Here is a 23,511-nt window from a genome sequence, read left to right as displayed (position 1 = left end):
GGACGCTCAGCGCTTCTCCCACCTCAGCTACGACGAGGTGATCAGCAGGGGGCTGCGGGTCATGGATCAGTCGGCATTCATTCTTGCCCGCGACTTCGGTATCCCGCTGCACATCTTCGACATCGAGCAGCAGGGTGCGATGACGGCGATCTGTCGCGGCGAACACCGGGGGACCGTCATCGACACCACGGGTGGGAAGTCGGGTTCCGCGGCGCTGGCGAGTTCCGCCGAAACGGTGGTGTGAGCCGCGCCGCGCCACCGGTCGGTGAAGTTCTCGGCACTCGCCGCCCGCCGACGCCGGGGGTTGTACTCCCGCCGCGGTGGGTTGACGGTACGCCGCGCAGTTGTTGTCTTTTCGGTAAAGACGAGGCCCGATTTGGTGCTATGACGCGTCTTTTGTCGGGATCTGACCGGCTAGCCAGGCCGGGCCGGTACCGACACGTGGCCGGTACCGGCGCCGGGCTCAGCGGCGGTGGATCGCCAGGGGTGGATCAGAAGCAGGAGTAGGTGGTGCTCGGGGAGGTGTCCGTGGTCGACATGCCGTCCGCGGTGCCGGTGGTCACGGTCTTGAACTGCGCCTGACCGTTGAAGCTGCAGGGCACCGAGGTGCCCTCGCCGATGCCGCTGCCGCCCCAGTACGACTTCTTGACCGGGTCCCCGACGGACATCCACTGCCCGTTCGCGTACTTCCGCAACTGGTTGCTGATCTGCATGTTGCCCGAGTACCGGGGGTCGCAGGTGATCCCACCGTTCGCGAAGATCGTCGAGCCGCCGGTGGGCGGCCAGGCGGTGACGGTGCAGCCGGTGGACTGAATCGGGGTGGATGCGTCGGCGGGGATGGCGCCGAACAGGCCGGCCGCCACGGCGCCGGTCGCGCCGACGGCTGCGGTCCGCAGTGCTGCGCGGGTGCTGGGCACGATTTCCTCCAGGTGGGGGATGGGCGGTGGGGGATCGGGATGGGCGGTGCGGGTTCAGGCTGGTGCCGCGCCGAAGGAGTAGACCGGCCGCGGCGGAGGCCCGAAGAAGGTGCTGATGGTCTCCAGGCGCGGCCGCTCGGTGAAGGTGACGACGTCGAGGCCCGCCAGCACGATCTGTCCGATGCTGTTGCGCAGTCCCCACTCCCAGCGGGCGCGACGGTGGTGCACGTCGACCCCGCTGGTGCGCACCGGCCGATGCCCCGGGTAGGNCGCGAGGAACTCGCCGATGAGATCGGCGAACTCGATGATGCCGGCGGCCTCGCCCAGCGGGTTGGCGTAGGTCACCGCGGGGACGCAGCAGTCGGCGAGCAGTTCGTCGCGCCGGGACACCGCGGGTTCCGCCCAGGCGGCGTAGAGGCCGTCGGCCAGGGCCGCGAGCCGTTCGGCCGTGGCGGCGTCGCTGCCCGCGCCGACGCTGTGTGCGTCGTGTCGCGCGGCGGGCTGGGTGCTCATGGGGTGAACCTCCGCCGGGCCTCGGCTCGTTGCAGCTTTCCGGAGGGGGTCTTCGGCACCGAGCCCGGCTCGAGCACCAGCACCGCGTGCGGGGTCACCCCGAGCGCGGCGCGGACCTTCTCGGCGACGGCGCTCCTCAGCGCGGCGGGATCGGCCCCACGGGTCTCGACGGCCACGGCGAGCCCCTCCCCGCCGAGATGGCCGGGACGCGGGTAGGGGAAGGCGACGATGTTGCCCGCGCGGGCACCCTCGGCGCGGGCCGCAGCCCGCTCCACCTCCTCGGGGTAGATGTTGCGGCCGCCGAGGATGATGACGTCCTTGCGGCGACCGCAGACGACCAGTTCGCCGCCGGTGAGGTAGCCGAGGTCGCCGGTGGCCAGCCACCCGTCGCGGGCGCGCAGGGCCGCCGCCGACTCGGGATCGTCATGGTAGGAGGCGGTCACCGAGGTGCCGCGGACCTGGACCTCGCCGACCTTCCGCTCGGGCCGGATCCCGCCCGAGTCCGGATCGACCACGCGGACCGACAGGCCGGGGATCGGCTCCCCGAGCAGCGCCAGCCGTCTCGTGCGCATCGCGGGCACCGCCGGCTCGGCGGGCTCAGCGGGCTCGGGGGACTCGGCGGGCCCGGCGGGCTCGGGGGACACCAGGCGCGCGGCCGGCTCGGGGGGCACGAACCGGGCCGTGCCCGCGGCCAGGGCGTCCGCGTCCACCGTGTCGTAGCGCGGCCCACGCCCCACGGCGGAGAACGTGACCGCGACCGTGGCCTCCGCGAGCCCGTAGGCGGGTGTGAAGGAGGCCGGATGGAAGCCGTGACCGCCGGCGGCGTCGAGGAAGTCGTCGACGACCGCGGGATCGATCGGCTCCCCGCCNCACAGCGCGTAGGCCAGGCAGGAGAGGTCCAGCCGGGGGCCGGTGCGCAGCAGCCGGGCCGCGACGGCGTAGGCGGAGCCGGGTCCGACCGTGTTGGTGGCGCGATGGTGGGAGACGAGCTGCATCCAGCTCGCCGGCCTCGCCAGGTAGTCGGCGGGTGAGGACAGCAGCGTGTCGCAGCGGCCGCACGCCATCGGCAGGATGAACCCGCCGATGAGCCCCATGTCGTGGGACAGCGGCAGCCAGGACAGCATCCGGCCGTGCACGGCCTCGTGGCTGGTCGCCACCCGGATGCCCTCGATGTTCGCCGCCAGGTTGCCGTGGCTGATCCGGGCGATCTTCGGTGCGCCGGTGGTGCCGCTGGTCAGCTGCAGGATCGCGGGGGCGTCGGCGGTCAGCAGGGGCGGGCGCCACGCCGCCGCAGGCGGGTCGCCGACCGCCTCGGCCAGCGGGATCACCCGCCCGGCCCCGCCGGACAGCGCCGGCACCGCGTCCCCCCACGGCGCGCCGACCAGCACGAGCGGCTCACCGAGCGAGTCGAACCGGTCGCGGGTGTCGGCGAGGTAGCGGGCCAGGTCGACGGTGCGGGCGGGGGTGGGGGCCATGGTGAGGCTACCGCCGGCGAGCCAGGTCGCCATCGCGGCGGTGATCGTCTCCCGCGACGTGTCGGCAAGGATGACCACCGGCCGGCCCGGCCCGACCCCGTGCGACTGCAGGCCCGCGGCGACGCGTCGGGCGTCCCCGTAGAGCTCGGCCCAGCCGACCCGCCGTCCGCCGTCCGGCGCGAGGAAGGTCACCGTGTTCGGACCGGTGCTGNCACGCCTCATGCGATCCAGCAGATAAACCATTGTCGACGCCCTCTCCGGCGGACGATCCCGTTATCGGGCGTCGCCGTCCGTGCTGTCCCGGTAGACGGCGAGAATGAGACGGTCCCAGTAGCGACCGCGATAGAAGTCGTGCCGGCGCAGCCGCCCCTCGAGTTCGAGTGCGCCGCCGGCCGATTTTTCCCGATCGGCCCCCGCGAACTGCGGGTAGTTGAACTCGGGCACCTCGAAATACAGCTTTCGGAACGGCCAGATGTCGAAGACGTAACGCACGAACAGGTCCAGTGCCTCGACGGCCAGACCCGACCCGGTGTAGTCGGCCGAGATCGCCGCGCCGACGTAGGCGTACCCCAGGGTGAACTCCGGGTTGTAGCAGATCGCGTGGCCGACCGGCCGGGCCGTCTCGATCGACTCGATCACGAACTGGGTCAGGACGCCCTGCCACAGCTCCTGCTCGAACTGCGGATACGACGGCACCGAGCCCCGGTAGCGCCAGCGAAAGCCGATCTCCGGGGTGACCGCGAGCTCGTACAGGAACGGCGTCGACGCCGGCAGCACCGGCATCAGCCGCAGAAACCGCCCGGCGAACCGCGGCGGTGGCAGCGCGAGCGAGCCGGCGGCCGCGGACGCTGCTGCCGCGGCGGCACCGGTCGTCCCCGGCCCGGCGAGGCCCGGCCCGGCGAGGCCCGCGGGCCCGTCGAGCGACGCTGCGCCGACGCCGATCCCGGCCGGTACGGCGCTCACTGCCGATGCGGCGGGGAGCGGCTGGGAGTCCGCGGCGGGCGGGCCGGCCCGATAACGGTGGTAGAGCTCGCCGACGGTCTCGATTTCCAGCCAGTTCGCCTCGGAGAGGTCGACTCCGAGCTCGATCACGTACAGGCAGAGTTCCAGAAGCCGGAAGGAATCCAGCCCGAGGTCTTCATGGAGCCGGCTGCCGCCGGCGATCGCCGAATCAGCGAGACCCATTTTCCGGGCAATAAGCTGCTCGAATTCGTCTTGTCGGAGCATGCTACCTGTTCTGCGTGCGCGAAAGACGGAATCAAGGATGGACTATTTCGGGCAGTTCGGACATTGGTGACGTTAGCAAACGAGCCGAAGGGCCGCAAAGCCGGATAACCCGTTTCGGCTAGCGCGCCTGCGTCACGCGGCGGTCAGTAGGAGCGGGCGATCAGGCAGACCAGGTCGTCGGGGTCGCCGCCGGCGGGCGGGATCTCGCCGTCGGGCGTCTGCAGGCAGCGGACGGTCAGGGCGTCCTCGGCGAGGCGTGCCTCGCCCTCCTCGCCCACGAGGCGCCACGGGATCCGGGCGAAGCCGGTCTGCGCCGCCTGCGCGGCGTCGGCGACCGTGGTGACGTCCGCCGTTCGGCTCTCGCGCAATGCCAGGGCCTCGGCGTGCAGGCCGGCCTGCACCTCGTCGAGCAGCGCCGGAACCCGGGCGGCCGCCTCCGCCAGCGGCACCGGCGCCTTCGCCGAGGTGTCCCGGCGGACCAGGGTCACGTTCCCGGCGGCCAGGTCGCGCGGGCCGACCTNGACCCGCACCGGGATGCCCTTGATCTCGGCGTCGGTGACCCGGCGGCCAAAGGACAGCCCCGGGCGGGCGTCGACCTGCACCCGCAGTCCGGCGTCGGTGAGCGCCGCGCCGATCTCGCGGGCCTTCGCGACGACGGTCTCGTCGTCGCGCACCGGGAGCACCACGACCTGGGTCGGGGCGAGCCGGGGCGGGATGCGCAGGCCGTTGTCGTCGCCGTGCGCCATGATCAGGCCGCCGACCATCCGGGTCGAGCTACCCCAGGACGTCGTCCAGGCCAGGTGCTTCGCGCCGTCCGCGCCGAGGAAGTCGATGTCGAAGGNCCGGGCGAAGTTCTGCCCCAACTCATGGCTGGTCGCCATCTGCAGGGCCTTGCCGTCGCCCATCATGCCCTCGCAGGTCATGGTGTTCGTGGCGCCGGCGAAGCGCTCCTTGCGGGTCTTCGTGCCGATGAACACCGGGATGGCGAGCACATCGGTGAGGAAGTCGCGGTAGACCTCCAGGGCGATCCGGCGGGCGTAGGCGGCGGCCTCGGCCTCGTCGACGTGCGCGGTGTGCCCCTCCTGCCAGAGGAACTCGCTGCTGCGCAGGAACAGTCGGGGGCGTAGCTCCCAGCGGACCACGTTGGCCCACTGGTTGAGCAGCAGCGGCAGGTCGCGGTAGCTCTGGGTCCACTTGGCCAGGTACTCGCCGATGATGGTCTCGCTGGTCGGCNGCACGACGACCGGCTCCTCGAGCTCCTTACCGCCGCCGATGGTGACCACGGCGAGCTCGGGACTGAAGCCCTCGACGTGCTCGGCCTCCCGGCGCAGGTAGCTCTCCGGGATGAACAGCGGGAAGTAGGCGTTGACGGCGCCCGCGGCCTTGATCCGGGCGTCCACGTCGGCCTGCATACGTTCCCAGATCGCGTAGCCGTACGGTCGGATGACCATGGTTCCGCGGACGGGGCCGTTGTCGGCCAGCTCGGCCTTCGCGAGCACGTCCTGGTACCAGCGCGGGAAGTCGGTCGCACGGGAGGTGAGTACAGCCACCTCGCCACGATATTGCCTGTGCCGGGCGGCGGGGCCATCGGGACGGGGGGCTGGGCGCGNCGTGGCACCGCAGAGGTGCCGCTCGGGGTGCCCGCGCCGGCGCTCGGGCGGGCGGCCCCGATCGGGCCGGGTCAGCGGTGACGCAGGCCTCGGCTGTGCTCCAGTGGGTCGGCGCCCGGCTCCGGCCGCCCGTCGCGGCTGACCTCCTGGAACACCAGGGAGACGTCGACGTCCCCGTGGTGGCTGACCAGACAGGCCGTGGGCGGGACGAGGATCATGGCCGTGGTCAGGTCGGCCGCGGTGGCTCCCGGCGCCAGGACCAGCTCGTGCCGGATCGCCAGGCCGTCGTGGACGGTGACCACCTCGGCGAGGNAGCCGGGCCGGCCGCCGGTGATCGGCCGGGGCTCCGGTAGGAGATCGTCGTTGTCGACGGTGTTCATCTTCTGGCCGTCCTCCTGTATGCGTGTCGGTTCCGAGGCGCGTCACGTGCGGCCGGCGGGCCTGGCGGGCGTCGGGCTCTTCTCTGGACCGGGACAACTTCGCTACGTCGCCTCGATGTTTCTCATTGCTACCATCGTGCGGAATCGTCCTCCGCGATCGAACTTTCAGGTTTCGACTGGATGCTGTCAGCTACGTCGATGTTGCTTACAAGCAAAGCACGGGAACGGGTGGAACGCCACCGGCGATCTCCGGGCAGAACGGACGTCCGGTGACTGTGGGCGCAAGTCCTGATCATCTGCGTAGCGCTGCGTGCGGGTTGGCCGCTTCGCCGGCTCCGTCCCACTGCGTCGCCGGGCGCAGNGGGCCGGGTCGGGCATGACGCGCGCGGATGAACATTCGGTATCAGCGGCGCAAGATTCCCGAGCGGCTCGATGTCGTTCGATGACGTCGAAAAGCCGGCATCCGGGCTTCGGGCCGGCCGGCGCGGCGACGCATGGGCGGCCGGGCCATCCTCCAGCTCGGGCCGCCGACCGTCCNGGCGCCCACGCCTTCTTGTCGTCGACTTGTCCGACGGTTGTCCCGGAGTTCGCAGGCGTAGAGGTGGTGGACGGTGGCCGGCGATGGCGTCGGTCCGACATGATCGGCCGCCGGAGGCGCCGGCCGTTGGTGACAGTGCGCTTAGAGTTCAGTACGCGGTGTTCTGGAGTGGTGGCAACCGGTCCGGTCAACAGGCCATAAATCGTCCGACATAGATGTGTTCCGGTTGGTGACGGGTTGGCGTATGCGCTTGTTCATCTTTCGTTCACTCCGGATCGCTTCGATTCTCGCCGGCACCCCAGTCCGGGGGGCGGACGACAGTGCGCGCCATGAACGGCGCGGGGACGAAGGGTTGCTTGTGATCCGAGGCAAGCGTCAGGCCGCCGTCGGGGCCGCGATGGTGGCACTGCTCACCGTGGCGGCGTGCGGAACTGACGACAACAACGACTCCGGCGGCGCGGGCGCGGCGCCGTCGAGTAAGGCGAGCACGATCTCGTGTGCGAAGGGGTCCATCACGGGCTCCGGCTCGTCCGCGCAGAAGAACGCGATCGACGAGTGGGTCAAGGCCTACCAGAACGCGTGCTCCGGCGCGACGATCAACTACCAGTCGACGGGTTCCTCGACCGGTCGGCAGCAGTTCATCAGCAAGCAGGTCGCCTTCGCCGGTTCGGACTCCGCGCTGAAGGACCAGCAGAAGACCGACGCGGACGCGCGCTGCACCGGCGGTGCCGCGGTCGACCTGCCGATGGCCGTCGGCCCGGTGGCGCTGATGTACCACGTGTCCNGCGTCAACGGCCTGCAGCTGTCTGCCCAGACCCTGGCGAAGATCTTCGCTGGCAAGATCACCAAGTGGAACGACCCGGCCATCAAGGCCGAGAACAGCGCCGCCTCGCTGCCGGACGCCACGATCGCCTCGGTGCACCGCTCCGACGGCTCCGGCACGACGGACAACTTCACCAAGTTCCTCAAGGGCGCGGGCGGCGCCGACTGGACCTTCGACTCCGGCTCGGACTGGAAGGCTCCCGGCGGCCAGGGCGCCAAGGGCAGTGACGGCGTCACCTCGACCGTGAAGTCCACGGAGAACTCCATCGGCTACGCCGAGCTGTCCTACGCGGAGAACGCCGGGCTGTCGACCGTCAAGGTCAAGAACGCCGCCGGCGAGTACATCGAGCCGAGCACGGACGGTGCCTCCCTGGGCCTGAGCACCGCCAAGGTCGCCGATGGCGACGACCTGAAGCTGACCTTCGACTACGCCACCGCGACGAAGGGCGCCTACCCGGTCTACCTGGTCACCTACGAGATCGCCTGCACCAAGGGTCTCTCGGCCGACCAGGCCGCGCTGGTCAAGTCCTTCCTGACCTACACCGCCTCGGACGCCGCTCAGTCCTCGATCGGCGACCTCGGCTACGCGCCGCTGCCGGACGCGGTCGCGACGAAGGTCCGCGCGGTCATCGGCAAGCTGGCCTGACCCGCAGCCTGTCCGATCGCACAGCTCACGCAGCACGGCCGCCCCGAGCCGCCCGGACCATGACGGTCCGGGGCCGGCCGGGGCGGCCCGCACGACCCGACCGGCCCGGCCGGTGCCCGCGGTGGGGTGAACAACCCACCGCGGCTTCGTCGATGTACGGCGGCCGCGGCACCCACGTCCCGCCGCGCGTGCCGCGTCCGGGACCTTGATCGCCAAGCCCCGCTCGGGCACCAAGGAGAGGACCATGACGACGGAGCCGGACAGCTCGGCGGACGCCGCCGAGCCGCGGGGGGCCGCCACGGCGACGGCCCCGCCGGAAGACCCACCGCCGGCCGGCGGGCCCGCGGTCGCGGCCGCGGGCAAGGCGCGGGTCGGGGCGGCCGACCTGATCTTCAAGAACCTCACCCGCACGGCCGGCCTCGGCCTGCTGGCGCTGATCGCCGTGATCGCGATCTTCCTGGTGCTGCGCGCCACCCACGCCCTCAACGCCAACACCGGGAACTTCCTCACCACCGAGGAGTGGTTCCCCAACGCCACCCCGCCGAAGTTCGGGGTGGCCGCGACCCTGTACGGCACGGTCGTCTCGGCGGCGGTNGCGATGATCATCGCGGTGCCGGTGGCAGTCGGGATCGCGCTGTTCATCACCGTGTACGCGCCCCGGCAGCTCTCGTCCGTCCTCGGCTACATCGTCGACCTGCTCGCCGCCGTGCCGAGCGTCGTCTACGGACTGTGGGGCCTGATCGTCCTCGCGCCGCACATGAAGGGCATCCAGCTCTGGCTGAACGACTACTTCGGCTGGATCCCGCTGTTCAGCGGCGACTCGGTGGGGCGTTCGCTCTTCGTCGCCTCCGTGGTTCTGGCAATCATGATCCTGCCGATCGTGGCCGCCCTGTCCCGTGAGGTCTTCCTCCAGGTGCCGATCGCNCACCGCGAGGCGGCCCTGNCCCTCGGCGCGACCCGGTGGGAGATGATCAGGGTCGCGGTGCTGCCCTACGGCAAGCCCGGGGTGATCAGCGCGTCGATGCTGGGTCTCGGCCGGGCGATGGGCGAGACGATCGCGGTCGCGCTGGTCCTGCCCGCCTCGTTCAACATCTCCGCGCACCTCCTCTCGCCCGCCGGCAACACGATCGCCGCGAACGTGGCGAACGGCTGGGGCGAGGCCAACGACATCGGCCGCGGCGCGCTCATCGCCTCCGGCCTGGTGCTGTTCATCGTCACGATGATCGTGAACATCATCGCGCGGGCCATCGTCGCGCGCCGCCGCGAGTTCTCCGGGAGCTCCGCATGAGCACCGCGACCGTGTCCGGACCGGACATCGACAGTGACCCAGACCGCCTACGCCTGCGCGGGCAGACCCTGCCGCGCTGGGCGCCGCTCGCCGTCGCCGCCGGCGCGGTGGTCGTGTCCCTGCTGATCTACCTGCTCACGCCGGTCGACAGCGAGATCCAGATCGTGCTGATGGCCGCGCTCCTCTTCGTGATCGCGACGACCGTTGTCTCGACGGTCGTCGAGGGCGGGCGCCGGGCGCGGGACCGGTTCGCGACGACACTCGTCTACACCGCGTTCCTGCTCGCCGTGATCCCGCTGGTCGCGGTGCTGGTCAGCGTGATCAGCAAGGGGGCCGGTCGGCTCGACGCCGGCTTCTTCACCCACTCGATGAACGGCATCGGCGCCCGGGACGTGGGCGGCGGCATCTACCACGCCATCATCGGCACGGTGGAGCAGGTGCTGCTCGCCAGCGTGCTGGCGGTGCCGTTCGGCCTGCTCGTGGCGATCTACCTGGTGGAGTACGGCCGCGGCCGGATCAGCCGGGTGATCAGCTTCTTCGTCGACGTGCTCACCGGCCTGCCGTCGATCATCGCGGGTCTGTTCATCCTGGCGTTCTGGGTGCTCGCTCTCGACCAGGGCTTCTCCGGGTTCGCGGGCGCGCTCGCGCTGGCCGTGCTGATGATCCCGACGGTCGTGCGCTCCGCCGAGGAGATGCTCAAGCTGGTTCCCAACGAGCTGCGCGAGGCCGGGTACGCGCTNGGCGTGCCGCAGTGGCGGACCATCCTGCGGGTGGTCGTGCCCACCGCGCTGCCCGGGATCGTGACCGGCGTCATNCTCGCGGTGGCCCGGGTGGCAGGCGAGACCGCCCCGGTGCTGCTTACCGTCTTCGGCACGAACCTCATCAACTCGAACCCGTTCTCGGGCGAGCAGTCGTCCCTGCCGCTGTACATCTACTCCCAGGCCGGCCAGCCGCAGCAGTTCGCGGTCGACCGGGCGTGGGCGGNCGCCCTGGTGCTGATCATCATCATCATGGTGCTGAACCTCGTCGCCCGGCTGTTCGCCGGNCGCAACCGGTTGAAATGACCCGGACCCGGGCCGGTGGCGCCGCCACCGACGTCGCCGCCGCCGGCCCGTACCGCCCCGCGTTCCCGTACCGTCCCGCGTTCCCGTACCGTCCCGCGTTCCCGTACCGTCCCGCGTTCCCGTACCGTCCCGCGTTCCCGTCCGACATCGAACAGCGTCCAGACAGATCGTGAGTCGAGGTTGCCATGGCCACCCGCATCGACGTAACCGGGCTGACGGNGTACTACGGCAAGTTCAAGGCCGTAGCCGACGTGAACCTGACCATCGAACCGAAGAACGTCACCGCATTCATCGGGCCGTCCGGGTGCGGAAAGTCGACGGTGCTGCGCACCCTCAACCGGATGCACGAGGTGCTTCCCGGCGCCCGCGTCGAGGGGAAGGTGCTGCTCGACGGCGAGGACCTCTACGGGGCCGGCACGGACCCGGTGAACGTCCGCCGCACCGTGGGGATGGTCTTCCAGCGGCCGAACCCGTTCCCCACCATGTCCATCTACGAGAACGTGATCGCCGGCCTGAAGCTCAACGGCGTGCGCAAGAAGGCGCTGCTCGACGAGCGGGTCGAGGAGTCGCTGCGCGGCGCGAACCTCTGGGAGGAGGTCAAGGACCGGCTCGGCCGGCCCGGCGCCGGCCTGTCCGGCGGCCAGCAGCAGCGGCTGTGCATCGCGCGGGCGATCGCCGTCGAGCCCCAGGTGCTGCTCATGGACGAGCCCTGCTCGGCACTCGACCCGATCTCCACGCTGGCCATCGAGGACCTGATCACGAAGCTGAAGTCGAGCTTCACGATCGTCATCGTCACCCACAACATGCAGCAGGCGTCGCGGGTCAGTGACGCCACCGCGTTCTTCTCTCTGGAGAAGACCGGAGACCCCGGCCGCCTCGTCGAGTTCGACAAGACCTCGAAGATCTTCAGCAACCCGACGGAGAAGCGGACCGAGGACTACGTCTCCGGGCGGTTCGGCTGACGCCGGCGGAAGTTCACGGTCAGGACAGGCGGATGCTCCCGGTACGGCGTGAGTCCGCTCAACCGGGGGGTGCCGACCGTGGTCCGGTGGCCGGACGGAACGGGGCTGCGGCACAGGTCAGGTCGGCTGGTCGGCCCTCGCTGCTGATCGCGGACTCCGAGGTCGACGACGGCATGCTGGACGCCATCGCCGGTGGTGGGGTCGAGGTGAGCGTGGTGGCCGACGGCGCGCAGGCCCTGCTGGAAATCGGTCTCCAGCAGCCCGCCGCCCTGCTGATCAGCGCTCGGTTGCCGGTCGTCGACGGGGTCACCGTCGTGCGGACGGTCCGCAGCGTGCCCGGGCACGACGACGTGCCGATCCTGCTCGCGGTCGGTCCCGACGACCGGCCGGCCGCCGCGGCCGGCCTGGACGCGGGCGCGAGCGCCTGCGTGGGCAAGCCGTACCGCGTGCCCGAGGTGCTGGCGATGGTCGGCGTGATCGGGACGGGGCGCCCTGGCCCGCAGTCGCCCCGGCCGGCGGAGGATGACGTCCTGCGCGGCGGCCCGGTGCTGCTGGACCGGGCGGCCCACGAGGTCCGCCTCGACGGCGCGGTCGTGTCGGTCCCGCCTCGGGAGTTCCGGCTGCTCGCGCTGCTGCTGGAGCAGGCCGGACGGGTCGTTCCGCGGGAGACCCTGCTGCGGGAGGTCTGGGGCTCGGCGCACACCGAGACCAACACGCTCGCCGTGCACGTGCGCCGGCTGCGCCGCCGCCTCGGCGAGGCCGCCGGCGAGCCGACGATCATCGAGAGCATCCGCGGGGTCGGCTACCGGTTCCGTGCCGCGCCCGACCCCACCGCCTGACCGAACCTCACATGCTGGACCCTGCGCCTGCCTGACCCTGCGTCTGCCTGACTCCGCGTCTGCTCGACCTCGCGCCTGCTCGACCTCGCGCCGCCGGGTCAGCTCGGCAGGGCGTAGACGCCGGGGGCGACGCGGACGACCAGGCCGTCGTCGATCAGCCCGGCCAGCGCCCGGTCCCGCTGGACCGGGTCGTCCCAGACCTGATCGAGGAGGTCCTGGCCGACCGCCTGCTCGGCGTCGCGCAGGACGGCCAGCAGCCGCCCGCGGACCTGGCGGTCCGTGCCGGCGTAGCCCTGCGGCCGGCGCGTGGGGCCGGTCCCGGCCGGACTGCCCGCCCTCACCCAGGCGCAGCGGTGCAGCAGCGGGCAGGCGGCGCAGCGGGGGGTACGGGCCACGCAGACCAGCGCCCCGAGCTCCATCAGCGCGGCGCTGGTCATGGCGGCGGTCTCGGGGTCGGTCGGCAGCAGCTCGGCGACGGCGGCCAGATCGCGGCGGCTGACGGTGGCCGGATGGTCCGCCNGGCCCTCCACGGCGCGGGCGAACAGGCGGCGCACGTTCACGTCGACGACCGGGTGGCGCTGACGGAAGGCGAACGCGGCGACCGCCCGGGCCGTGTAGGTCCCGATCCCGGGCAGGGCCAGCAGCGCGTCGAGGTCCGCCGGGATCTCGCCGCCGTGCCGCTCGACGACGGCCGCCGCGGCCTGGTGCAGCCGCAGCGCCCGGCGTGGGTAGCCCAGCCGGCCCCAGGCCCGCACGGCCTCGCCGGCGGGCTGCGCGGCAAGCGCGGCCGGGGTCGGCCACCGGTCCAGCCAGGCCTGCCAGACCGGCAGCACGCGGGTGACCGGGGTCTGCTGCAGCATGACCTCGCTGACCAGGACCGCCCACGGCGTCGTCCCGGGACGCCGCCAGGGCAGATCCCGGGCGGCGGCGGCGAACCAGTCGAGCACCAGCCCGGCGAGCGTCTCAGGCCCGGCCGATGCCGTGGCCGTGGCTGGGGTCGATGCCGTGGCCAGGGCCGATGCCGTGGCCACGGGCGGGAAAGCGGGCGCGGTCCGCGGTGCGCTGGTCATCCCCGCCATCGTGCCAGGCCGGCGGGGGGCGGCCGCGGGACGGGTGGTCAGACGTAGCGTTCGAGGATGCTCGACTCGGCCAGCCGTGACAGGCCCTCGCGCACGGCGCGGGCCCTGGTCTCGCCGACACCGTCGACCGCCTGCAGGTCGTCGACCCCGGCGGCGAGCAGCTTCTGCAGCGTGCCGAAGTGGTCGACGAGCCGGTCGACCACCATCCGCGGCAGCCTGGGGACCTTCGCCAGCATGCGGTAGCCCCGTGGGCTGATCTGCCGATCCAGGATGTCCGCCCCGCCGGAGAAGCCGATCACCCGGGCGAGCACGGTGAGGTCGAGCAGGTCGGTCGGCGACATCGCGGACAGCTCGCTGAGGACCTGCGCGGCCGACCCGGCCTTCGACCCGGCGGGCAGATAGTCGCGCACGGTGAGTTCGCGCTCCGTCTCGACGCCGGCCATCAGCTCCTCGAGCTNCAGCGACAGCAGCCGCCCATCGGTGCCGAGCTCGACGACGTAGCCCTCGATCTCGTCCGCGATGCGGCGCACCATCTCCAGCCGCTGGCTGACCGAGATCGCGTCCCGGACCGTGACGAGATCCTCGATCTCCAGCGCGGACAGTGTGCCCGCGACCTCGTCGAGGCGGAGCTTGTAGCGCTCCAGGGTGGCCAGCGCCTGGTTCGCCCGGGACAGGATCGCGGCCGAGCCGTCGAGCACGTAGCGCCGCCCGGCGACGTAGAGCGCGATGATGTNCATCGACTGGCTGACCGAGATGACGGGGTACTCGGTCTGCTTGGCGACCCGCTCGGCGGTGCGGTGGCGGGTACCGGACTCCTCGGTGGGCACCGTCGGGTCCGGCACGAGATGCACTGCGGCGCGCACGATCCGCTGCAGGTCCGAGGACAGCACGATCGCGCCGTCCATCTTGGCCAGCTCCCGCAGCCGGGTGGCCGAGAACTCGACGTCGAGCTCGAAGCCGCCGGTGCACAAACCCTCGACGACCTTGTCGTGGCCGAGCACAATCAGCGCCCCGGTATGCCCGCGAAGGATGCGCTCCAAGNCGTCGCGGAATGGAGTTCCGGNGGCGACCGCGGCCAGTGTCGCCCGGAAGATGTCGTCTCCGGGTGGTCCCGCCATCAGGCTCCCTCAGCTCCTCGGCTCCCCGCTGTCTGCCACCTCTGCCACTTCTGCCGCGATGCTATCGGGGCGACCGGAGTCGGTGCGGTCCAGCTCTTCATGGGGTAACGAAATTACTCAAAACAGACATATTTCTTGTTACGCTTCATGCATTCGGGTTATGGCGCCGATCAGATCGGGCACCTCGGTGACTTTCATGCCCTCGGGCCCGGGCCCGGCACCCGTGGGCACGAGCGCCCGGCGAAATCCCAGCCGGGCCGCCGCGGCGAGCCGCTGGCGGACGGCACCCACGGCCCGCACCTCCCCGGCCAGCCCCACCTCCCCGACTGCGACGAGATCGGCTGGCAGCGGCCGGTCCCGCGCCGCGCTCACGACCGCGAGCGCCGTCGCCAGATCCGCCGCGGGTTCGGCGAGGCGCACCCCGCCGACGGTCGCGGCGTAGACGTCGGCCTTACCGAACCGGACCTTCGCCCGGCGCTCGACCACGGCGAGGATCATCGCCACCCGGGCCGGGTCCAGCCCGGACACCGCCCGTCGTGGCACCTGGGCGGACGTCTCGGCGACGAGGGCCTGCACCTCCGCGACGAGCGGCCGGCGGCCCTCCACCGTCACGGTGACGCACGTCCCCGGCACCGCCTCCAGGCCGCCCGCCCCCGAACGGGACAGAAACAGCCCGCTGGGATCGGCGATCCCGTGGATGCCGGAGTCGCTCATCTCGAAACAGCCGACCTCGTCGGCGGGGCCGTACCGGTTCTTGCCCGCCCGCACGAGGCGAAGCGCGGAGTGCCGCTCACCCTCGAAATGCAGGACCACGTCCACCAGATGTTCCAACAGGCGGGGCCCGGCCACCAGGCCATCCTTTGTCACATGGCCGACAAGCACCGTCGCGAGGCCGAGTGCCTTCGCCGTGCGGATCAGCGCGGCGGTGACCTCGCGCACCTGGGTGACGCCGCCGGCCGCCCCCTCCACCCCGGCAGCGGAGATCGTCTGCACCGAGTCGACCACCAGCAGAGCCGGCGAGACCTCCTCGACGTGGCGCAGCACGGCGCCGAGATCCGTCTCGGCGGCGATCCACAGATCCTCGTGGAGCGCGCCCGTCCGCCCCGCGCGCAGCCGCACCTGCGCGGCCGACTCCTCGCCGGTGACGACGAGGGCCCGGGCCCCGCCGGCCGCGCTGCGGGCGGCCACCTCCAGCAGCAGCGTGGACTTGCCGACGCCCGGCTCACCGGCGAGCAGGATCACCGCGCCGGGGACGAGACCACCGCCGAGCACCCGGTCCAGTTCGTCGATGCCCGTGGGCCGGCGGCGAGCCGCCGTGACGTCGACGGACACCACCGGCTGCGCCGGCGCCGTGACCTCCGTGGCCGTGATCGCCCGCCCGGCACCGCCGAGACCCGAGGTCCGGCGCGGCGCAGGCGCCTGGGCCTCCAGCGTCCCCCACTCCTGGCAGCGCGGGCAGCGCCCGGCCCAGCGGACGGACTCCGCCCCGCAGCCNCTGCACCGGAACCCGCCCGACGCCGTTCGACCGGACGCGCGACCGCCGGCCGCCGGCCGAGTGGATGTCATGGGCGCCACGTTAACCGGCCGGTCCGACATGTCGGAGCCAGCCGCGCGTGGGGGCGCCCACAGGTGTCGTGTGACCAGGACCGGAGCCGACGACGCCGTACCAGCCGCAATCGGCGCCCAGAGCCCCTGCCGGGCTGGCGCCGCCGGTGCCCTGGACCGGTGCCCTGGACCGGTGCCCTGGTGCGCCGGCCCTGGTCCGCCGGCGCCCAGGTCGGTGTTCATCCCGGCCACCGGACGGTCAGCAGTTACAGGAGGTTGTTGGCGTTCCGCCGGCCCACGACCGTCGTCAAGCTCCTGCAGTTCCCGGCGCAACTAAGTGGGGCCGACGGGCTGATGGCCCACGAGGGAGCACGGCCGGGAGTTGCGGCATGGTCCCGCGGAACCTCGGGAGCGCCCATCCGGGTCCAGAGCGCCACGGTCCCGCGGAACCTCGGAATCGCCGATNCGGGTCCAGGGCGGCACGGCTGCGCGCTCGCCACGCTGATGCCCGGCCGTCGGCTGCCACGAGCACTGCCCGCGGTGCGGCAGCCGGGCCGGGCCCGGCCTCGGCGGGCTCAGCCCGCGGTCGCGGTGGCGGTGGCCGTCGGGGTGGGGGTGCCGGCGGCCGGGGTGGCGGTGCCGGCGGCCGGAGTGGCGGTATGGGCGGAGAGAGAGGCGCCGGCGCTCGGCGAGGCCGAGCCGGTGGCGGGCGTCTGCGTGCTCGTGGTGGCCTCGGTCGGGGCACCGGAGGCACCGGGAGCGGCCGGCTCCACCGGCACGTCCAGAGTCACGCTGCCGGCCTTCGCGAAGGTGAAGGTGATCGGGAGCTGGGAGCCGATCAGCAGGTTGCGCTGCACGCCCCGCAGGGTGGGTGCGTCGGCGTCCGCGATGAAGATCTGGCCGCCGCCGGGGGCGAGCTGCGCCGACTTCGGCGGCTGNCCGCCGCCGGCCTCCGGCGAGGACACCGAGACGAGGGTGTCCGGCTCGCCGCCCCCGTTGAAGAACGCCGACACGATCGGCGCGGAATCACCCTGGGACACGGGCCCGGCGACATAGACGTTACGCAAAGTGATGGAACCTACGGACCCCGCGACGCTGTTGGTCGTGGTCCGCGCGAGGTTCGTCAACGCGTCGTTGCCGGAGGCGCAGCTCGCCAGGCCGGCCGAACCGATCACCGAGGCCAGCAGGGCGACGCCCACCCGGCGGGAGGTCATCCGCCGCCGCAATGCTGAGCGCGGCGCGGCGTCGTCGCGGGGTGCGGCGGCGGGCGTCGCCTCGGCGACGGCGGTGACTGACGGGAAACGGGCACCCGGACGGCGGCTCACAGCTCGGTGGCTCCTCCTGCACAAGACCGGCGCGTTGGGCGGCGCCGGTGCTGGTCGACGGCCGTCGCGTGGACGGCCACCCGGCGGCGCGCCCCGGCGCCGGTAGTCGGACCCGGCGTGCAGGGGTCACCCCCGGTGCCCGGAGGACCTGCCGCCGACGGCCGGTGTCGAGTGGCCATCCACGGAGGTCTCCGTGCGGGGCTAACACTAGCCACCCGGCGGCGCCACGTGCCCAGGCCGCCGGCCCCGGCCAGCCCGCGTGGGCCGGTGGGCGGCGCGTGCCGGGACGGTGCCCGGGCGCCGGCAGCCGGGCTGACCGGCCCGACAGGCCACGAAGGGCCGGTCGGGGACGTGGGCAGTGTCACGCCGCGCACCCGGCCGGCCCGCGGGCGAGCCGGCCGCGGCCGGTGCCGGGGCCGGGCCGGCGGACCGCGCCGCCGCCCGGCCGGTCGCCACCGTGTCGGCGCGCGAGCGGGGTCTGTCCGCGCTACGTTCGCCTGGCGGTTGACGCTCGGGCGCGCAGCCAACGTCCGTCGACCTGTCGCCTGTTTTACCTGGTAGGGCTGTTCGTGTCGGTGCGCGGCGAAGTGCGATCGGCGCGTGGATCCGGGTCGGGCGGTGTCCGCCGTCGCGAACGGTGGCCGGAAGGCTCCGCCGGGCCCCTCGGCTTGGCGTTGCGGCCCTTGCGCTTGCAGCGCGCGTCTGACCTGCGGCGATGCGTGCGTGTTACGCTGGTAGAGGCGGAAGGGGCACGTGACACATGGCGTTCCAAGTCGGCGAGACCGTTGTTTACCCGCATCATGGTGCTGCTCTGATTGACGCGATAGAAACCCGCGTCATCAAGGGCGAGGAAAGACTCTATCTCGTGCTGAAGGTCGCTCAGGGCGATCTGACTGTCCGGGTGCCGGCCGACAACGTCGGCATGGTCGGGGTGCGCGACGTCGTCGGGCAGGATGGGCTGGAACGGGTGTTCGAGGTGCTCCGGGCACCCCACACCGAGGAGCCCACCAACTGGTCCCGGCGGTACAAGGCAAATCTCGAAAAGCTCGCCTCCGGCGACGTGAACAAGGTTGCCGAGGTCGTCCGCGATCTCTGGCGCCGTGATCGCGAGCGCGGTCTTTCTGCGGGTGAGAAGCGGATGTTGAGCAAGGCGCGACAAATCCTCGTCAGTGAGCTCGCGCTCGCGGAGGGCACCAACGAGGACAAGGCCGAGGNGATGCTCGACGAGGTTCTCGCCGGCTGATCCAGGCCTTGTCGGCCCGGTCGTAATAGATCGGGTGTCGGCCGGTTCATTCGGTCGGCGTGAAACTACCGGAATATGATTTCCGGCCGGGAGGTCGGCCCCTCCGGACGCCCTGTCGTCCGGCGGGCCGGGTTCGCTGGCCGGCGTGGTCCGATGGCGGCGCTCGCACCCATCCGGCTGCGCACGCCCGATCGGCGTACCGGTCGGCCGGCTCGCATCCGGTCGGCCGGATAGGCCATGCTCTCGTGGTGGATGGCACACGGGAGGTCTGGTGATGGGCGAAGGTCTCCAGTCGCGGGCGAGCGGCCCGCGGGTCGCGGCGATCGTGCCGGCTGCCGGCCGCGGCGAGCGGCTGGGCGGGGGTACCCCGAAGGCTCTGCGAGCCCTGGGCGGTAGGCCCATGCTGGTGCGTTCGATCGAGGCGCTGCGGCGTTCGGAGTCGGTGACGCAGATCGTCGTGGCGGCACCGCCGACTCTGGTCGAGGTCGTGGCTCAACTGCTCGGGCGGGACGTGCGCGTGATCGCGGGCGGCGCGGAGCGGGTGGATTCGGTCCGCCGGGCCCTGCGCGCGATCGACGAGGACGTCTCCGTCGTCCTCGTCCACGACGCGGCCAGGCCGTTGACTCCGCCTGCGCTCGTTGACGCGGTCGCCGCGGCAGTGCTGGCCGGTCATCCGGCGGTGATCCCCGTGCTCGGCCTGACGGACACCGTCAAGGAGGTCGGCCCGGACGGCCGGGTGATCCGCACCCCGCCCCGCGACCGGCTGCGGGCGGTGCAGACCCCGCAGGGATTCCGGCGTGACGTGCTCACCGCCGCGTATGCCCTGCAGGACATTCCGGCGACGGACGACGCCGGCCTGGTGGAGGCTCTCGGGGTGCCGGTGACGACCATCCCCGGCGCTCAGGAGGCGTTCAAGGTGACCCAACCGCCCGATCTCGTACTCGCCGAGGCGTTGCTTGCCCGCTGCGCCCCGGGCGACCCCCGCGCGGCTGCGGACCCCCGCGGTGGGACCGACCCCCGCGGTGGGACCGACCCGCGCGGTGGCGCGGACGTGCGCGCTGGCTCGGATGTCCGGAGCCTCGGGTGAGCCCGGACACGCCCCAGCCGGCGGATGGCGGCGTGGCGCCCACCGACCGCCCGGCGCCGGCCTCGAGCGCGGTGACGACCGCGGTGCTGCCGCGCGTGGGCATCGGCGTCGACGTGCACCCGTTCGCGGCCGGTCGGCCGTGCTGGGTTGCCTGCCTGGAGTGGCCGGGAGAGACGGGCCTCGCCGGGCACTCGGACGGGGACGTCGCCGCGCACGCGACCTGTGACGCATTGCTCACCGCGTCGTGTCTCGGCGATCTGGGGAAGGTGTTCGGCACCGACCGGCCGGAGTACGCGGGGGCGTCCGGTGCGGTCCTGCTGGCCGAGACGGCCCGGTTGCTCGCCGTCGGTGGCTGGGTGATCGGGAACGTGTCGGTGCAGGTCATCGGCAACCGCCCGCGGATGGCGGCGCGCCGTGAGCAGGCCCAGGCGGCGATGTCCGCGGCCCTGGGCGCCTCGGTGAGCCTGTCGGCGACGACCACCGACGGGCTCGGCCTGACCGGCCGGGGTGAGGGGCTCGCGGCGATCGCCACGGCCCTGGTCGTGCGCGCCTGAGCTCCGGCCGCGTCCGAGCGGGTATGCCGATCCGTCATCGCTCGGTAGTGTGCCGGCGGTGNATGAAAGGCTGAGCCGTCGTTGGCCGCTCCCCGAGGAGCCCGAGGAGTGTGATGGCTGGTCGCCTTCCCGAGCCGGTGCGGGCCCTCGCGGACGCGCGGACCTACGTCGTCCTGNCCACGGTCCAGGCCGACGGCTCGCCGCGGATGACCGTGCTCTGGGTGGATCGTGACGAGGACGAGCTGCTGCTGTCCACGGCGCGCGGACGTGCGAAGGAACGGGACATCGCCCGTGATCCGCGGGTCGGGCTGATGTTCCTCGACCAGGACGACCCCTACTCGTACGTCGAGGTGCGCGGCACGGCCACGCTCACCGAGCAGGGGGGCCGGGAGCTGATCGACCGGCTGTCGCTGAAGTACACCGGTGACATCTACCGGTGGGACGATCCGGGCGAGGTCCGGCTCGTCATCCGGGTCGTGGCCGACCGGGTGCTGACGGTCGGCTGACACGGGCTGCGTACCCGCCGCCGGGGCCGGAGCCGTACCCTTGACAGATGGGTCTCCACCTCTACGACACGCGCAGGCGGCGCGTGCGGCCATTTGAGCCGCTGCGCCCCGGTCACGTGGGCGTCTACGTGTGTGGACCCACCGTGCAGTCGCCGCCGCACGTGGGCCACGTCCGCACGGCCCTGCCGTTCGACCTTCTGCGCCGGTGGCTGGTGCAGTCCGGGCACGAGGTGACGCTCGTCCAGAACGTGACCGACATCGACGACAAGATCATCATCAATGCGGACCGGGACGGCACCTCGGTCTGGGAGCTCGCCACCCGTCAGACCCGTGCCTTCGACGACGCCTATCGCACGATCGGCATCCTGCCGCCGACGATCCAGCCGCGCGCGACGGGACACATCCCGGAGATGATCGCGCTGATCTCCGCGCTGATCGCCGGCGGCCACGCCTACGCCGGCGCGGGCTCGGTCTGGTTTCGGGTCGGTTCCTTCGCCGAGTACGGGGTCCTGTCCCACCAGCGGCCGGACGCCATGCTGCCCTCGGCGGAGTCGGAGCCCGGCAAGGCCGATCCGCGGGACTTCGCGCTGTGGAAGGCCGCCCGGCCCGGCGAGCCGTTCTGGTCNTCGCCCTGGGGCGACGGTCGTCCCGGCTGGCACCTGGAGTGCTCGGCGATGGCCGGCAAGTACCTCGGCCCGGCCTTCGACATCCATGGCGGCGGGCTCGACCTGGTCTTCCCGCACCACGAGAACGAGCGGGCGCAGACGGTCTGCGCGGCGGGCGGCGCCGGCGGTGGCGCGGCCGGCGAGATGGCCCGGTACTGGATGCACGTCGGGCTGCTGACCACCGGCGGCACGAAGATGTCGAAGTCGCTCGGGAACTCGGTGCTCGTCGCCGACGCCCTCGATGTCGTCCGCCCCCAGGTACTGCGCTATCACCTGTTGTCGGCGCACTACCGCTCGACGCTTGAGTACACCCCGGAGGCGCTGGGCGAGTCGGCCGCCGCGCACGACCGGGTGGAGACCTTCGTCCGCAACGCGCTGGACATCCTCGGCGGCCCGGGTGAGGCGGCGGCCCTGGCGGCCGACGACGGCCCGGCTGCGGCGGGGGCTGGGCGAAGGGGACGGACCGCCCGGGGCGGGCCCGGTAGCGAGGCCGTGGGCGGCACGGCGGGGGACGCCGAGGCGGGGCTGACCCCGCAGCGGGTGTGGGCGGACTTCGCGGCGGCCATGGACGACGATCTCGCGGTCGGCCGCGCGCTCGCGGCCGTCTTCGGCGCGGTCGGCCAGGGCAACCAGGTGCTGTCGAAGGCGCACAGCCGCAAGCTGGCGGGCTGGGTCGACGTCACCCGCCGGATGCTCGGCGTTCTCGGGCTCGACCCGCACGAGCAGTGGCCCTCCGCCGGCGCCGAGCTGCGGCCCGCGCTCGACGGGGTCATGCAGATCGCGCTGGATCTGCGCTCGGCGGCGCGGGCACGGAAGGACTACGCGGAGGCCGACTCGATCCGCTCGCGGCTCGCGGCCGCCGGTCTCATCGTCGAGGACACCCCCGAAGGGCAGCGCTGGTACCTGGCCTGAGTCCGCCCGGCGGCGGCCCCGCAGTCGTGGGGCTGCCGCCCGGCCAGGCCCCCGGCCACGACGGCGCGCTGGTTGTCGGCCGGTCGCACCACCCGGGCAGACGACGACTCCGCGCGACGCTCGGCGCCGGCCCGACTTCCGGGCCGGCGCCGGTCGATCAGCGGGCGCGCAGCGTGATGCGTGTCCAGGCACCCAGGTAGACGCGGTCGCCGTCCCGGAGCGGGACGGGCTGCCCGGGTTCGATCGGGTCCGGCTCGTCGTTGAGTCGGGTGCCGTTGGTCGAGCCGGGGTCGCGCACGGCGTAGCCGCCGTCGGGGAGCTGCTCGAACAACGCGTGGCTGCGCGAGATGCCCGGATCCTCCGGCGCGCCGGACAGGTCGATGTCCGGGTGGATGCCACGCGACTCGCTGCGCCGGCCGACGAGCATCTGCGCGCCGGCGAGCGCGAAGACGCGGCGCGGGTAGAAGGTCGGGAACGGCACCCGGTGGTCGTCGCCGCTGTCGTAGTACTCGCGCTCCGCCTCGACGATGGCCTCCCAGACGGTGGCCCCCGTCGGGGGACGGTCGCGGTCCCACCCGCCGGCGCCGCGCGGGTCGTCGGCGATCGGATCGCGCCGGCCGCCCCGTCCGGCGTCGTGGCGCGGGTCGCCGAGGTCGGGGTCGCTCAGCCGCGGGTCGTCGAGCCGCGGATCGCCTCCGGGTCGGGCGTAGCGGGGATCGGTGGTGTGCCGCGGATCCCCGCTGCGGCCAGGCAGGCTCCGCTCGGGCGCCCCCGCGGGCGCCGCGCCCGGGTCGAGGCCCAGCGGATCGGCCTCATAGCCGTACCCGTCGTCACGCCGGCTGCGGCGGTGGGTGTCGGACTCGCGGTCCAGGTCCTCGCCGTAGCCACCCGCCCCGCGGCCCTCCCGGGCCGGCGGGTACCCGCCGCGGTCGGCGTCGGGGTAGCCGGCGGGGGCGCGGTCGTCGCGTCCGGTGGGGTAGCCACCGCGGTCGGCCCGGTCGGCCCGGTCGTCGGGAGCGCGGCCGTAGGGGTCGCGGTCGGCGTCGGGGTAGCCGGCGGGGGCGCGGTCGTCGCGTCCGTAGGGGTCGCGTCCGCGGTCGGCCCGGTCGGCCCGGTCGTCGGGGGCGCGGCCGTAGGGGTCGCGGTCGGCGTCGGGGTAGCCGGCGGGGGCGCGGTCGTCGCGTCCGTAGGGGTCG

At 72.8% G+C, this 23,511-nt stretch carries 12 protein-coding genes and 24 pseudogenes; 19 read left to right on the top strand and 17 right to left on the bottom strand.

Annotated elements, in window-relative coordinates; genetic code table 11:
* Positions 1-244 (top strand): annotated as a pseudogene (gene pyrH / locus FF86_RS59450) (UMP kinase); the annotation flags it as partial.
* 247 nt (positions 245-491) lie between these two features.
* On the opposite strand, the gene FF86_RS28055 reads toward pyrH, so the two are convergent.
* The 10 genes and pseudogenes from FF86_RS28055 to FF86_RS63290 form a co-directional block, all read right to left on the bottom strand.
* Positions 492-917 (bottom strand): hypothetical protein, encoded by a 426-nt coding sequence (locus FF86_RS28055; protein ID WP_044883894.1) that lies wholly within the window; start codon positions 915-917, stop codon positions 492-494.
* Between the two features lie 270 nt (positions 918-1,187).
* Positions 1,188-1,430: pseudogene (locus FF86_RS59445) on the bottom strand (hypothetical protein); the annotation flags it as partial.
* Positions 1,427-2,299: pseudogene (locus FF86_RS59440) on the bottom strand (long-chain fatty acid--CoA ligase); the annotation flags it as partial. The pseudogenes FF86_RS59440 and FF86_RS59445, both read right to left, overlap by 4 nt.
* 1 nt (position 2,300) lies before the next feature.
* Positions 2,301-3,116: pseudogene (locus FF86_RS59435) on the bottom strand (AMP-binding protein); the annotation flags it as partial.
* Between the two features lie 62 nt (positions 3,117-3,178).
* A complete protein-coding gene (locus FF86_RS28040; protein WP_044883891.1) occupies positions 3,179-4,132 on the bottom strand; it encodes an acetyltransferase in 954 nt (317 codons plus the stop codon).
* A gap of 143 nt (positions 4,133-4,275) precedes the next feature.
* A pseudogene (locus FF86_RS59430) lies at positions 4,276-4,652 on the bottom strand (proline--tRNA ligase); the annotation flags it as partial.
* 1 nt (position 4,653) lies between these two features.
* Positions 4,654-4,973, bottom strand: a pseudogene (locus tag FF86_RS59425) (His/Gly/Thr/Pro-type tRNA ligase C-terminal domain-containing protein); the annotation flags it as partial.
* Position 4,974: 1 nt separating this feature from the next.
* Positions 4,975-5,365 (bottom strand): annotated as a pseudogene (locus tag FF86_RS59420) (proline--tRNA ligase); the annotation flags it as partial.
* 1 nt (position 5,366) lies between these two features.
* Positions 5,367-5,682, bottom strand: a pseudogene (locus FF86_RS59415) (proline--tRNA ligase); the annotation flags it as partial.
* 131 nt (positions 5,683-5,813) lie between these two features.
* Positions 5,814-6,044: a hypothetical protein gene (locus FF86_RS63290; protein ID WP_255355956.1), complete on the bottom strand. Its 231-nt coding sequence runs from the start codon at positions 6,042-6,044 to the stop codon at positions 5,814-5,816.
* 1,013 nt (positions 6,045-7,057) lie between these two features.
* Here FF86_RS63290 and FF86_RS59405 point away from each other — a divergent pair.
* The 11 genes and pseudogenes from FF86_RS59405 to FF86_RS28005 form a co-directional block, all read left to right on the top strand.
* Positions 7,058-7,444, top strand: a pseudogene (locus FF86_RS59405) (substrate-binding domain-containing protein); the annotation flags it as partial.
* A 1-nt stretch (position 7,445) separates the two neighbouring features.
* On the top strand, positions 7,446-8,128 hold a 683-nt coding region (locus tag FF86_RS59400; protein ID WP_242419763.1), incomplete at its 5' end, for an extracellular solute-binding protein.
* Positions 8,129-8,372: 244 nt separating this feature from the next.
* Positions 8,373-8,722 (top strand): annotated as a pseudogene (locus FF86_RS59395) (phosphate ABC transporter permease subunit PstC); the annotation flags it as partial.
* 1 nt (position 8,723) lies between these two features.
* A pseudogene (locus FF86_RS59390) lies at positions 8,724-9,052 on the top strand (PstC family ABC transporter permease); the annotation flags it as partial.
* 20 nt (positions 9,053-9,072) lie between these two features.
* Positions 9,073-9,416: PstC family ABC transporter permease (locus tag FF86_RS59380; protein ID WP_242419762.1), on the top strand; the 344-nt coding region annotated here is incomplete at its 5' end.
* A pseudogene (locus FF86_RS28015) lies at positions 9,413-10,155 on the top strand (PstA family ABC transporter permease); the annotation flags it as partial. The gene FF86_RS59380 and the pseudogene FF86_RS28015, both read left to right, overlap by 4 nt.
* A gap of 1 nt (position 10,156) precedes the next feature.
* Positions 10,157-10,230 (top strand): annotated as a pseudogene (locus FF86_RS59375) (hypothetical protein); the annotation flags it as partial.
* A gap of 1 nt (position 10,231) precedes the next feature.
* Positions 10,232-10,400, top strand: a pseudogene (locus FF86_RS59370) (phosphate ABC transporter, permease protein PstA); the annotation flags it as partial.
* 1 nt (position 10,401) lies between these two features.
* Positions 10,402-10,461: pseudogene (locus FF86_RS63285) on the top strand (hypothetical protein); the annotation flags it as partial.
* Between the two features lie 239 nt (positions 10,462-10,700).
* On the top strand, positions 10,701-11,442 hold a 742-nt coding region (gene pstB, locus FF86_RS28010; RefSeq protein WP_242419761.1), incomplete at its 5' end, for a phosphate ABC transporter ATP-binding protein PstB.
* Between the two features lie 32 nt (positions 11,443-11,474).
* Positions 11,475-12,281 (top strand): response regulator transcription factor, encoded by an 807-nt coding sequence (locus tag FF86_RS28005; RefSeq protein WP_052680969.1) that lies wholly within the window; start codon positions 11,475-11,477, stop codon positions 12,279-12,281.
* 98 nt (positions 12,282-12,379) lie between these two features.
* On the opposite strand, the pseudogene FF86_RS59365 reads toward FF86_RS28005, so the two are convergent.
* From FF86_RS59365 to radA, 6 pseudogenes are all read right to left on the bottom strand, one after another.
* A pseudogene (locus FF86_RS59365) lies at positions 12,380-12,800 on the bottom strand (A/G-specific adenine glycosylase); the annotation flags it as partial.
* Position 12,801: 1 nt separating this feature from the next.
* Positions 12,802-13,360, bottom strand: a pseudogene (locus FF86_RS59360) (A/G-specific adenine glycosylase); the annotation flags it as partial.
* Positions 13,361-13,398: 38 nt separating this feature from the next.
* Positions 13,399-13,817 (bottom strand): annotated as a pseudogene (locus tag FF86_RS59355) (helix-hairpin-helix domain-containing protein); the annotation flags it as partial.
* A 1-nt stretch (position 13,818) separates the two neighbouring features.
* A pseudogene (locus FF86_RS59350) lies at positions 13,819-14,093 on the bottom strand (DNA integrity scanning protein DisA); the annotation flags it as partial.
* A gap of 1 nt (position 14,094) precedes the next feature.
* Positions 14,095-14,401, bottom strand: a pseudogene (locus FF86_RS59345) (diadenylate cyclase); the annotation flags it as partial.
* Positions 14,402-14,616: 215 nt separating this feature from the next.
* Positions 14,617-15,972, bottom strand: a pseudogene (radA, locus tag FF86_RS27990) (DNA repair protein RadA); the annotation flags it as partial.
* Between the two features lie 2,136 nt (positions 15,973-18,108).
* Between radA and FF86_RS27980 the strand changes: the two are divergent.
* From FF86_RS27980 to FF86_RS59320, 7 genes and pseudogenes are all read left to right on the top strand, one after another.
* Positions 18,109-18,562: pseudogene (locus FF86_RS27980) on the top strand (CarD family transcriptional regulator); the annotation flags it as partial.
* Between the two features lie 303 nt (positions 18,563-18,865).
* Positions 18,866-19,678 carry a 2-C-methyl-D-erythritol 4-phosphate cytidylyltransferase gene (gene ispD / locus FF86_RS27975; protein WP_044883882.1) on the top strand — a complete coding sequence of 271 codons (813 nt, stop codon included), beginning with the start codon at positions 18,866-18,868 and terminating at the stop codon, positions 19,676-19,678.
* Positions 19,679-19,749: 71 nt separating this feature from the next.
* Positions 19,750-20,232 (top strand): 2-C-methyl-D-erythritol 2,4-cyclodiphosphate synthase, encoded by a 483-nt coding sequence (ispF, locus tag FF86_RS27970; protein ID WP_011607564.1) that lies wholly within the window; start codon positions 19,750-19,752, stop codon positions 20,230-20,232.
* 113 nt (positions 20,233-20,345) lie between these two features.
* Positions 20,346-20,408: pseudogene (locus FF86_RS59330) on the top strand (PPOX class F420-dependent oxidoreductase); the annotation flags it as partial.
* Position 20,409: 1 nt separating this feature from the next.
* Positions 20,410-20,738: PPOX class F420-dependent oxidoreductase (locus FF86_RS27965; protein WP_242419760.1), on the top strand; the 329-nt coding region annotated here is incomplete at its 5' end.
* 47 nt (positions 20,739-20,785) lie between these two features.
* Positions 20,786-21,363 (top strand): annotated as a pseudogene (locus FF86_RS59325) (class I tRNA ligase family protein); the annotation flags it as partial.
* Position 21,364: 1 nt separating this feature from the next.
* The coding region (locus tag FF86_RS59320) for a DALR domain-containing protein (RefSeq protein ID WP_242419759.1) at positions 21,365-22,315 on the top strand (951 nt) is incomplete at its 5' end.
* Between the two features lie 157 nt (positions 22,316-22,472).
* Here the strand turns inward: FF86_RS59320 and FF86_RS27955 are convergent.
* The coding region (locus tag FF86_RS27955) for an FHA domain-containing protein (RefSeq protein WP_055871183.1) at positions 22,473-23,511 on the bottom strand (1,039 nt) is incomplete at its 5' end.

The sequence above is a fragment of the Frankia sp. CpI1-P genome (assembly GCF_001421075.1).
In the GTDB taxonomy this organism is placed as follows: Bacteria; Actinomycetota; Actinomycetes; order Frankiales; family Frankiaceae; genus Frankia; species Frankia torreyi.
This window is presented reverse-complemented; position numbering and strand designations above follow the sequence as displayed.